Annotated in this window: 10 protein-coding genes; 1 reads left to right on the forward strand and 9 read right to left on the reverse strand. The window is 29.1% G+C overall.

Annotated features, from left to right (window positions below; translation table 11 throughout):
- Window position 1 precedes the first annotated feature (1 nt).
- The 7 genes from BX611_RS06955 to BX611_RS06985 form a co-directional block, all read right to left on the reverse strand.
- Window positions 2-454 (reverse strand): FixH family protein, encoded by a 453-nt coding sequence (locus BX611_RS06955; RefSeq protein WP_115879563.1) that lies wholly within the window; start codon window positions 452-454, stop codon window positions 2-4.
- The gene (gene ccoG, locus BX611_RS06960) at window positions 455-1,870 is read right to left on the reverse strand and encodes a cytochrome c oxidase accessory protein CcoG (RefSeq protein WP_115879565.1); all 1,416 of its coding nucleotides are present in this window, start codon (window positions 1,868-1,870) and stop codon (window positions 455-457) included.
- A 207-nt stretch (window positions 1,871-2,077) separates the two neighbouring features.
- Window positions 2,078-2,725: a cbb3-type cytochrome c oxidase N-terminal domain-containing protein gene (locus BX611_RS06965; RefSeq protein ID WP_115879567.1), complete on the reverse strand. Its 648-nt coding sequence runs from the start codon at window positions 2,723-2,725 to the stop codon at window positions 2,078-2,080.
- Window positions 2,718-2,912, reverse strand: coding sequence for a CcoQ/FixQ family Cbb3-type cytochrome c oxidase assembly chaperone (locus BX611_RS06970; protein WP_115879569.1), 195 nt, complete (start codon window positions 2,910-2,912; stop codon window positions 2,718-2,720). Before BX611_RS06970 ends, BX611_RS06965 begins: the two co-directional genes overlap by 8 nt.
- A 4-nt stretch (window positions 2,913-2,916) precedes the next feature.
- Complete coding sequence (gene ccoN, locus BX611_RS06975; protein ID WP_115879571.1) at window positions 2,917-5,085, reverse strand: cytochrome-c oxidase, cbb3-type subunit I; 2,169 nt, start codon at window positions 5,083-5,085, stop codon at window positions 2,917-2,919.
- Window positions 5,086-5,116: 31 nt separating this feature from the next.
- Window positions 5,117-5,299 carry a cbb3-type cytochrome oxidase assembly protein CcoS gene (gene ccoS, locus BX611_RS06980; protein WP_115879573.1) on the reverse strand — a complete coding sequence of 61 codons (183 nt, stop codon included), beginning with the start codon at window positions 5,297-5,299 and terminating at the stop codon, window positions 5,117-5,119.
- Window positions 5,300-5,414: 115 nt separating this feature from the next.
- Window positions 5,415-7,784: a heavy metal translocating P-type ATPase gene (locus BX611_RS06985; protein ID WP_115879575.1), complete on the reverse strand. Its 2,370-nt coding sequence runs from the start codon at window positions 7,782-7,784 to the stop codon at window positions 5,415-5,417.
- A gap of 112 nt (window positions 7,785-7,896) precedes the next feature.
- Between BX611_RS06985 and BX611_RS06990 the strand changes: the two genes are divergently transcribed.
- Window positions 7,897-8,583 (forward strand): Crp/Fnr family transcriptional regulator, encoded by a 687-nt coding sequence (locus BX611_RS06990; RefSeq protein WP_115879577.1) that lies wholly within the window; start codon window positions 7,897-7,899, stop codon window positions 8,581-8,583.
- A 79-nt stretch (window positions 8,584-8,662) separates the two neighbouring features.
- On the opposite strand, the gene BX611_RS06995 is transcribed toward BX611_RS06990, so the two are convergent.
- A complete protein-coding gene (locus tag BX611_RS06995) occupies window positions 8,663-9,907 on the reverse strand; it encodes an aminotransferase class I/II-fold pyridoxal phosphate-dependent enzyme (RefSeq protein WP_115879579.1) in 1,245 nt (414 codons plus the stop codon).
- Window positions 9,908-10,056: 149 nt separating this feature from the next.
- Window positions 10,057-11,094 carry a PLP-dependent cysteine synthase family protein gene (locus tag BX611_RS07000; RefSeq protein WP_115879581.1) on the reverse strand — a complete coding sequence of 346 codons (1,038 nt, stop codon included), beginning with the start codon at window positions 11,092-11,094 and terminating at the stop codon, window positions 10,057-10,059.
- Between the last annotated feature and the right edge of the window lie 76 nt (window positions 11,095-11,170).

Raw genomic sequence — 11,170 nt, forward strand, 5'->3', positions numbered from 1 at the left:
ATTAATACATTAGTTTCTCTTTAAATAAATAAGTATCATCAAAAACACTCCATTCTATCTTCACGTCCCATCTACCTTCAACTAAATTTTCATCTTTAATTAAAAATTCATTTGTTACCAATTTTATTGGCTCATTGAAATCTATTTTATCATTAGATAATCTTTTAAACGAAATAGTACCTGTAATATCTGAAGGATTAAACTCTTTTGGAAACGTTATTAACAACCCCTCGGTTACTTTTTTTACTATAACATTCTCATTTAATGCAATACCTTTATTTTCTTTGTCAATTTCTTTTTGGTAATTCAACTCATCTTTATAATACTCTTCCGATACTAAATGATGGTCATACTCAGGTAAAAATGTTACTTTATAAACAAAAGACAATATAAATACCATAAATGCCACTATTGAAAATATAATTGCTGCTGGCCAAGTTATTTTTAATTTCATTTATTTTATTTTTATAGGACCCATAAAATTAGTTTTAGTTGTTTCAATTAATTTTCCTTTTGAATAAATCCCAATTTCTAATTTTTCTTTGGACGAATTTAGGTCTTTTTTATTAATTTCAATAAATAAAGTACCTCCTTGTAATGCTTGTTTTGCAATATTTAAGTTCCCACCAACTAAATCTACTGTTCCTTTATGAGAAATTAACTTAATTTCTACATCCTCAATAGCTTCGGTTGTTTTATTTATTAATTTTACTGTATACACATTTTTTATAGTAGTATCAGTACTTTGAAACGTTTGTCCTGGTAATCTTAAAATTGTAGCTTCCACATCATTACGTAAAAATAACATAGTAACTAACACTCCAATTAATATAGTTAAAATAACAGAATATGCTATTAATCGGGCATTAAATTTAAATTTTTCTTTTTTCTCAATATTGTCTTCTGAAGCATATCTAATTAAACCTCTATCAAATCCAGATTTATCCATTATGTCATCACAAGCATCAATACAAGCTGTACAATTAATACATTCTAATTGTGTTCCGTTTCTAATATCAATACCTGTTGGACAAACTTGTACACATTGTTTACAATCAATACAATCTCCATATCCTAATTCATCTCTATTCTCGTCCTTTCTTAATTTTTTACGCCCGTTTTCACCTTCACCTCTAACAAAATCATACGCAACATTTATTGATTTATTATCTAACAATACACCTTGTAATCTTCCATAAGGACAAACAATAATACAAACTTGCTCTCTAAACCAAGCAAATACAAAATAGAAAACTCCTGTAAAAACCAATAAATAAACAAGTGTACTTAAATGTGCTACAGGACCATCAGTTATATAACCCATTACATTATCTGAACCAATAATATATGCTAAAAAAACATTAGAAATTATAAATGAAATTATAAAGAATATAAACCATTTCAATATTCTTTTTCTAATTTTTTCAGCATCCCATTTTTGCTTATCAAGTTTTATTTGCTTTGCCCTATCTCCTTCAATTAAGTATTCTACTTTTCTAAAAACCATTTCCATAAAAATAGTTTGTGGACACATCCAGCCACAAAATATTCTTCCAAATACCACTGTAAATAATATTATAAAAACAACACTTACCAGCATTGAAATTACTAATAAATGAAAATCCTGAGGCCAAAAAGGAAAACCAAAAATGTGAAATTTTCGTTCTAAAACATTAAAAAGTAGAAACTGGTTTCCTTTTATTTTTATAAATGGAGCGGCTATTAAAAAAGCAAGTAAAATCCAACTAACTATTGTTCTATAATTATAAAACCTTCCTTTTGGTTTTTTTGGAAAAATAAAATTCCTTTTTCCACTTTCATCAATTGTAGCAATTGAATCTCTAAATCTTTCTTTGGTTTCTTTTTCCATATTAAATTGAATAAACTTCTAAAATTTATATGACAAATTTATTGTTTATTAGTTTAGTTAGACGAAACAAAAGTGACAAAAAAACGGGGAAAAAGAAGTTGATTTAATTTTATTTATTATAAACCTACTACTTTGCTCCCCGAATTTACTACTAACTAAAAAAATCAAAAACATATCTCTCAGGAGAGAGATAATTTTTTAAATATATTATTCAGCTGGCCAAATAATATCTCCTTCTGCAGCTTTTGGCGTTGCTGGTGCTGTGCCTTGCATAGAAATAATATAGCTCGCTAACAAAATTCTTTCATCTCTACTAATTGTGCTTTCCCAAGCAATCATACCTTTTCCTGGTCTACCTCCTTTAGAAATAGTGTTGTAAATATTCTTTACTCCACCTCCTAAAACCCAATGATTATCGGTTAAGTTAGGTCCAATACTTCCTCCTAAATCAACTAAATGACAAGCTGTACAAGTTTTTGAAGCAAATAATTCTTTTCCTTTGGCTATACTTTCCTCATCAGTTAATGCAACAATATTGCTGTCATCAAATAATTGTGGATTTGCTTCTTTATACGCTTCAATAGCAGCTTTACCTTCTGCTACTTCTGTAGCAAACTCTTCTTTTTGACTATACTTTTCTGAATTAAAAAACACTTGTGTATAATAAAAAATACTAATTGCTATAGTTATATAGAAACCCGCAAGCCACCAAGGTGGTAACACATTATCTAATTCCTTAATGCCATCATAATCGTGATCTAGCATTATATCTTCTTCGGTTCCTAACTCGTGGGCCTTAGTTATGGATTTCATAAACTTTTTCCAACCTGATATATTTTCTGAATTTTTATTCATGATTAAATTCTTTGTTATTATCGTTATCTAAAGGTAATTGGCTTACTTCATCTATACTTCTCTTTGGCAGTTTAAAAACAAATACAATCATTGTTACAAAAACTATAAAGAATAATAGTAAAGAAATTATTGGGTAAATTTCTACCCCATCAATACCTTCTAAATTATGTTTAATAAATTTTAACATACTATTATTTTAAGGCTGTATTATTAGCTTTTATATCCGTACCTAAACGTTGTAAATAAGCAATTAATGCAACTATTTCTTTGTTTTGAATATTACTTGAACCATAATTTTTAACAAACTCTGGATCTTGTCTTAAATTACTTTCAATTTCTTTAGCTTGTGCTAATAATTGTTGTTTAGCACCACTAATTTGCTCAGTTGAATAAGGTACACCCAACGAAACTAATCCTTCCATTTTACTTTCTAAATTAGAAGCATTAATGTCATTTTTAATTAACCAAGCATAACGAGGCATAATTGAACCCGGTGAAGTTGAACGAGGGTCAAGCATATGATTAAAATGCCAGTTATCGTTATATTTTCCACCAACTCTATGTACATCTGGACCCGTTCTACGAGAACCCCATAAAAATGGGAAATCATACACATATTCTCCCGCTTTTGAATACTCACCATAACGCTCAACTTCTGAACGGAACGGACGGATCATTTGAGAGTGACAGTTATTACAACCTTCTCTAATGTAAATATCTCTTCCTTCTAATTCTAAAGGAGTATATGGTTTTACACTTTCAATAGTTGGAATATTTGATTTTACTAAAATTAATGGCACAATTTCAACTAAACCACCTATTAATATAGCAACTGTTGTTAATATTGTGAATAAAACAGTTCTTCTTTCCAACCAGGTGTGCCAACCTTCTCCAGCAATTCTTTGACCGCTGATTTTTTTAAGTGGAGCTGCTTCGGCTAATTCATCTTCAACAGTTGAACCTGCTTTTGCAGTTTTAATTATATTAATTGCCAATAAAATAAAACCTGTTAAATATAGTGTACCTCCTATTGCACGCATTGCATACATTGGTATAACTTGTGTAACAGTTTCTAAGAAATTTCCATATACTAAAGTACCATCTGGGTTAAATTGTTTCCACATAAATGCTTGGGTAAAACCTGCTACGTATAATGGAATTGCATAAAATAATATACCTAAAGTACCTAACCAAAAATGAGTATTTGCTAATTTTTTAGAATATAATGGCGTTTTCCATAATTTTTCAGCTAACCAGTAAACAATACCAGCAATCATAAATCCATTCCAAGCTAAAGCTCCAATATGAACATGACCTACAATCCAATCGGTATAATGCCCAATTGCATTTAAGTTTTTAAACGATAACATTGGACCCTCAAAAGTAGCCATACCATAACCTGTAATAGCAACTACAAAGAATTTTAATACTGGGTTTTCACGCACTTTATCCCAAGCTCCACGCAAGGTTAATAAACCATTAATCATACCACCCCAAGAAGGGAAAATAAGCATCACAGAAAATACTGTACCTAAATTTTGTGCCCATTCAGGTAAAGCAGTATATAATAAATGGTGAGGTCCAGCCCAAATGTATAAGAAAATTAATGTCCAGAAGTGAATAATAGAAAGTCTATAAGAATACACTGGTCTATTCGCAACTTTAGGTACAAAATAATACATGAGTCCTAAAATTGGTGTTGTTAAGAAAAATGCAACTGCGTTATGTCCATACCACCATTGCACTAAAGCATCCTGAACACCTGAATATACTGAGTAACTTTTAAAAGCACTCACAGGCATTTCTAAATTATTAAATATGTAAAGTACAGCAATAGTTACTAATGTGGCTATGTAAAACCAAATTGCAACATAAATATGACGTTGTCTTCGCTTTAAAATTGTACCGATAAGGTTAATTCCAAATACTACCCATATTAAAACAACTGCAATATCAATTGGCCATTCTAATTCTGCGTATTCTTTAGATGAAGTTAATCCTAAAGGTAAGGTAATTGCAGCCGCAACAATAATTGCCTGCCAACCCCAAAAGTGAATTCTACTTAAAACATCGTTAAACATTCTTGCTTTTAACAATCTTTGTGTAGAATAATAAACTCCTAAAAAGATTCCGTTACCTACAAAAGCGAAAATTACGGCATTGGTATGTAAAGGACGTAAACGTCCAAAACTTAACCAGGATATCGCATTATCTGCTCCTGCAAATTCTAAAAGCCCTGGGAAAACAAAAAGTAGCGCTACTAAAAGCCCTACTAACATCCCTACAACTCCCCATAGAATTGTAGCCCAAAGAAACATTTTTACGATTTTATTATCATAATAAAACTGTTCTTTTTCCATACTTGTTTGATTAATTGTTAATTATTATTATTTATTCCGGTTGATTTTTGATATTCTCTTTAGGCTTAGCAACTAATTCATCATCAAATAACATTCTAACAGACGGAGTATATGTATCCTCATACTGTCCAGATTTTACTGATTTTATAAATACTATGAAAAAAAACACGGCTACAATAATACTTACGCCTATTGTAATGTAGACTACTTCCATTTTTTAGTTACTAGGTTTTTACTTTTGATTTTTTACAAATTTATATTTTTAATTATAAAAAAAAATGATAATTATCATGTTTTAAAATTACACTTTTTTTTAATTATTGATGAAATTATAGCTTTTTTGAAATCCAATTTGTAAGTATTGTTACAAAAACCACTATTGAAATTGAACTTAATGGCATTAATATAGCTGCAACTACTGGTGTTAATAATCCGTTAAGGGCAAAGTACATACCTACTATATTATAACAAAGTGATAAAACAAAACTTGCTTTTATAATTGAAATTGTTTTTTTAGAAAGTGTTAAAAACTTAGGTAATTTGTTAAAAAGTTTTGCATCAAGAATTGCATCACAAGCTGGTGAAAACACATTTACATCTTCTGAAATTGCAATTCCAACATTACTTTGCGCTAATGCACCTGCATCATTTAGACCATCTCCAATCATCATTACTTTTTTACCACTTTTCTGAAGGTTTTTAATAAACTCTAATTTATCTTCAGGCTTTTGATTGAATTTAAAGTGTGTATTTTTAGGTAAAAGTTTTTCTAAATATGGTTTTTCACCATCATTATCTCCTGATAAAATTACTAAATCATACTCTTTTCCAAGTTTTTCAAAAACCTCTTTTGTTCCTTCCCTGTAACTGTTTTTAAACAAATAATAACCTTTAAATTCATTATTTATTTTAATATAAATTGAGGTTTCATTTGCATTAATTGCCTTTGCTTCAACAAAACTGGAAGACCCTAATTTAAAATTCATATTTTTTATAACAGCTTCAATTCCTTTACCTAAAATTTCATTAAACAATGTTGGTTTTTCTTCAAAAGGAGTTGCAATAATATATTCATATAAAGATCTGCTTAATGGATGGTTTGAAGCTCTTAATACACTTTTTAAACCTTTCTTTTCTATTTTTGTCAGCTCTTTCCCTATATAAGTAAGTTGTGTTTTATCGCTTGAGGTTATTGTGCCTGTTTTATCAAATATTATAGTATTAACTTTTGAAATACTTTCAATGGTTTCAGCATTTTTTAAATAGAAATTTTTATAACCAAAAATTCTTAAAATATTTCCAAAAGCAAATGGTGCTGATAATGCCAAAGCACAAGGACAAGCAATAATTAATACTGCAGTAACCACATTAAAAGCCATAGAAGCATTATAAAAATACCAGAATATACCGGCAAACAGTGCTATTAATAAAATAGCTATCGTAAAATATTTACTTATTTTATCTGTAATGTTTTTAATTGTAATTTGTTCACTTTTATTAAAAACATCATTACTCCATAATTGAGTTAAATAACTTTGTGAAATTGTGCTAACTACTTCCATTTCAATGGCTCCTGCTGTTTGCTTACCGCCTGCAAATAATTTATCTCCAGATTGTTTTATAACTGGAACCGATTCACCTGTAACAAAACTATAATCAATGGCTGCATTTCCGTTAATTAAAATACCATCAACGGGAATTAATTCTTCATTTCTAATTAATAAACGATCTCCTTTTTTAATGTCTTTTACTTGTATACTAGTTTCTTTATCGTTATTAAGTATTGTTACTGCAATTGGGAAATAGGATTTATAATCTCTTTCAAACGATAAAAAATTATATGTTTTTTGTTGAAAAAATTTACCTAGTAATAGAAAAAAAATCAAACCGGTTAAACTATCAAAAAAACCTGAACCAATATCTAAAAATATTTCGACAGTACTTCTTATAAATAGCACTGAAATTCCCAATGCAATTGGCACATCTATATTTAATATTTTGTGTCGTAACCCTTTGTATGCTGAAATAAAATAATCTTTGGCAGAATACAAAACTACTGGAACAGCCATTGTAAACATTAACCATCTAAATAAATATTTATATTTTTCCAGCCAAAATTCATCAACTTCAAAATACTCAGGAAAAGACAATAGCATTATATTTCCAAAAGCAAAAGCTGCAATAGAAACCTGATAAACTAAAGTTTTATCAACTTTTTTATTTTTAGAATCAGCATCTTCTAAACTTATATAAGGCTCATAACCTATTGACGTAATTAATTCTACCAATTCTTTTAAATTGGTACTTTTATTTTTAAAAGTAATACGCAATATTTTTTTTGGGAAATTTACCATTGAAGTGGTAACTCCTTTATTTAATTTACTTAAATTCTCTAACACCCAAATACAAGAACTACAATGTATACTTGGTATGTAAAATTCAACTACTGAAGTTTCTGTATCGTTAAATTCTAATAACTTTTGAATAATATCTTCATTATCTAAATAATTGTATTTGCCTTTTATATCTTTCGGAATTGTACCTGGCGAAGTTTCTAAATCATAGTAACAAGTTAGTTCATTGGCATTTAATATTTCATAAACTGTTTTACAACCATTACAACAAAAATATTTATCATTAAATTCTACTGGTTTTTTGCCACAATCTAAACCGCAATGATAACAATTATTAAAACTCATATTTATTTTTATTTCGCAACAAAACTATTCATTTATTCCTTTATAAAAATGATAAAAATCATTTAATTTTGTACATTTGTAACTTATAGTACTTTAAAACAATTGGTTAAATATGTCGAATTGCAGACAATGCATTATTAAAAGATTTAATGCCCTTAAAACTCTAACAAATGATGAATTAGAAAATATTTCTGATCATAAAACAACTCTTATTATTAAAAAAGGAGAAAATTTAATGACTGAAGGTAATGCTATAAATGGCATGTATTGCATTAGAGATGGTAAAGGAAAATTGACCAAGTTAAACACAAATGGTAAAGAACAAATTATTAAATTTATAAAAGGCGGTGATATTTTAGGTCACAGGTCTATTTTAAGTGAAGAACTTGTTGGTTTAAATGCTATTGCTCTTGAAGATATGCATGTGTGTTTTATTCCGAAGGGTGATATTTTAGACACTATTAAAGAAAACACACAATTTTCACTTAAATTAATGAAAAATATATCCCATCAATTAAATGAGGCCAATACTTCCATTTCCCAAATGGCACAAAAACCCGTAAAAGATAGGTTAGCAGAAACATTATTGCATTTAGAAGAAATTTTTGGAGTGGACAATGAAGCCTGTATTGATGTTATACTTACAAGAGAGGAAATTGCAAATACTATTGGAACAGCTACAGAATCTGCAATTAGATTACTATCAAACTTAAAAAAAGATGGTGTAATTGATTTAATTGGTAAAAAAATTAAAATTTCTAATAAAAATGCTTTAAAAAATATCTCTGAAGGATATTAATTTTTTTAAACACCTATAAAAAAAGCCTTTTTGATTTTTATCAAAAAGGCTTTTTTGTTGTATGTAATTTATTTAATACTTATTGCATTGAAGCTGCAATACGTTTGTAAATACCTTTTTCAAGTTTTTCACGAATTGCAGAAAATGAAGTTATTGTAGTTTTAACATCCTCTAATGTATGAGTTGCTGTAGGTATTAATCTTAAAATAATTAAACCTTTTGGAATTACTGGATACACGACAATTGAACAAAATATTCCATAATTTTCTCTTAAATCATTTACCATAGCCATAGCTTCTGGAATATCACCTTCTAAAAATACAGGAGTTACACACGTATTTGTTTTACCAATATTAAAACCGTTTTCTTTTAACCCGTTTTGAAGTGCATTAACATTTTCCCAAAGTTTTGCTTTTAACTCTGGCATTGTACGCAACATATCTAAACGTTTAAGTGCACCTTTCACCATTGGCATTGGCAAAGATTTAGCAAACATTTGAGAACGCATATTGTATTGTAAATACTGAATTATATCTTTATCTGCAGCAAAAAAGGCTCCAATTCCAGCCATAGATTTTGCAAATGTAGCAAAGTATACATCAATATCAGCTTGTATGCCCTGCTCAAAACCAGTACCTTTTCCTTCTTCACCTAATGTTCCAAAACCATGAGCGTCGTCAACAAGTAATCTAAAGTTATATTTATCTTTAAGTGCTACAATTTCTTTTAACTTACCTTGTTCACCTCGCATTCCAAAAACACCTTCGGAAATTACTAAAATTCCACCATTATTTTCTTCAGCAATTTTAACTGCACGTTGTAAGTTTTTTTCTAAACTTTCAATATCATTATGTTGGTATGTAAAACGTTTTCCATGATGTAACCTAACACCATCAATAATACAGGCATGAGAATCTATATCATATACAATAACATCATGCTTGGTCACCAAAGCATCAATTGCAGATACCATTCCCTGATATCCAAAGTTTACCAAATAAGCTGCTTCTTTATCAACAAATTCAGCACATTCCTTTTCTAATTGTTCATGATATTTAGTATGTCCAGACATCATTCTGGCACCCATTGGGTAAGCCATTCCGTATTCAGCTGCAGCTTCTGCATCTGCTTTTCTAACATCTGGATGGTTGGCCAATCCTAAATAATCATTAATACTCCAAGTAATTACTTCTTTTCCATTAAATTTCATTCTGTTTGAAATTTCCCCTTCTAACTTTGGAAACACATAATAACCTTCAGCTTGTTTTGCCCATTTTCCTAATGGACCTTTATCTTTAACTATTCTTTCAAATAAATCTTTCATAAATATTATTTTGCAAAAATTATAATACTATAATTATATTTTCTGGGTACAAAGTACGGTTTTTTTTTTGTGCTAATCAAATGTTAATATTACAAAAAAAGAGGCTAAAAATAAATTCTTAGCCTCTTTTTAATAATTTTTATAATCTTTTACTTGATAAATTCAACTTCTTTATGAGCTTGTTTCTGAGAATCAAAAAAACCTTGTTCTTTCATCCATTCATCACTATAAATTTTCTCCATATAACGTGAGCCATGGTCTGGTAAAACCAACACAACTTTTGAGTTTTCATCAAACATTCCTTGTTCAGCATACTGAATAGTTGCCTGTATAATTGCTCCACTTGTGTAACCTGTAAATAACCCCTCTGTAATTGCAAGTTCTCTTGCTCTATGGGCCGCAGCTTCATCTGTTACTTTTTCAAAAACATCAATTACATCAAAATTGGTTGCTGTTGGAATTAGGTTTTTTCCTAAACCTTCAATTCTATAAGGGTAAATTTCATTTTTATCAAATTCTCCAGTTTCATGAAATTTCTTTAATATAGATCCAAAAGCATCAACACCCAAAGTTTTAATTTTTGGATTTTGTTCTTTTAAATATTTGGAAACTCCTGAAATTGTACCTCCTGTACCACTTGCAGCTACTAAATGAGTAATTTCTCCATTTGTTTGTTTCCAAATTTCCGGTCCAGTTGAATTGTAATGAGCATCAATATTCAATTTATTAAAATATTGATTTATATATAAAGAATTAGCAGTTTCAGCATGTAGTTTTTTTGCTACTTCATAATATGATCTTGGATCATCAGCTTTCACGTGTGCAGGGCAAACATATACTTTTGCACCCATTGCCTTTAACATATTTATTTTACCTGCTGAAGCTTTTGAGCTTACTGCTAAAATACATTTATAACCTTTAATAATACTCACCAAAGCCATACTGAAACCAGTATTACCTGATGTAGTTTCTATAATTGTACTTCCTTCTTTAAGTAAACCTTGTCTTTCTGCTTCTTCTATTATATGCAGTGCAATTCTATCCTTCATAGAATGACCAGGATTAAATCCCTCATACTTTGCATAGAAATTTCCAGGAAGATTTTTTGTGATTTTGTTTAATTGAATTAAAGGAGTGTTACCAATATGGTCTAAAATATTTTTACTTATTCCAGTATTATGTTCCATTTTTTAGAGTTTAATTCAAGTATTTAAATGAAATATTTGAACTATTAATAATATTCTAACGTGCAAATTTAATAAT

The sequence above is a fragment of the Lutibacter oceani genome (genome assembly GCF_003384935.1).
GTDB lineage: Bacteria > Bacteroidota > Bacteroidia > Flavobacteriales > Flavobacteriaceae > Lutibacter > Lutibacter oceani.

What these genes read in the sequence shown, in the direction of transcription:
- BX611_RS06990 (WP_115879577.1), top strand. Translation starts at nt 7,897, where the DNA reads ATGTCGAATTGCAGACAATGCATTATTAAAAGATTTAATGCCCTTAAA.
- BX611_RS06970 (WP_115879569.1), bottom strand. Translation starts at nt 2,912, where the DNA reads ATGTTAAAATTTATTAAACATAATTTAGAAGGTATTGATGGGGTAGAA.
- BX611_RS06985 (WP_115879575.1), bottom strand. Translation starts at nt 7,784, where the DNA reads ATGAGTTTTAATAATTGTTATCATTGCGGTTTAGATTGTGGCAAAAAA.
- BX611_RS06965 (WP_115879567.1), bottom strand. Translation starts at nt 2,725, where the DNA reads ATGAATAAAAATTCAGAAAATATATCAGGTTGGAAAAAGTTTATGAAA.
- BX611_RS07000 (WP_115879581.1), bottom strand. Translation starts at nt 11,094, where the DNA reads ATGGAACATAATACTGGAATAAGTAAAAATATTTTAGACCATATTGGT.
- BX611_RS06955 (WP_115879563.1), bottom strand. Translation starts at nt 454, where the DNA reads ATGAAATTAAAAATAACTTGGCCAGCAGCAATTATATTTTCAATAGTG.
- ccoG (WP_115879565.1), bottom strand. Translation starts at nt 1,870, where the DNA reads ATGGAAAAAGAAACCAAAGAAAGATTTAGAGATTCAATTGCTACAATT.
- ccoS (WP_115879573.1), bottom strand. Translation starts at nt 5,299, where the DNA reads ATGGAAGTAGTCTACATTACAATAGGCGTAAGTATTATTGTAGCCGTG.
- ccoN (WP_115879571.1), bottom strand. Translation starts at nt 5,085, where the DNA reads ATGGAAAAAGAACAGTTTTATTATGATAATAAAATCGTAAAAATGTTT.
- BX611_RS06995 (WP_115879579.1), bottom strand. Translation starts at nt 9,907, where the DNA reads ATGAAAGATTTATTTGAAAGAATAGTTAAAGATAAAGGTCCATTAGGA.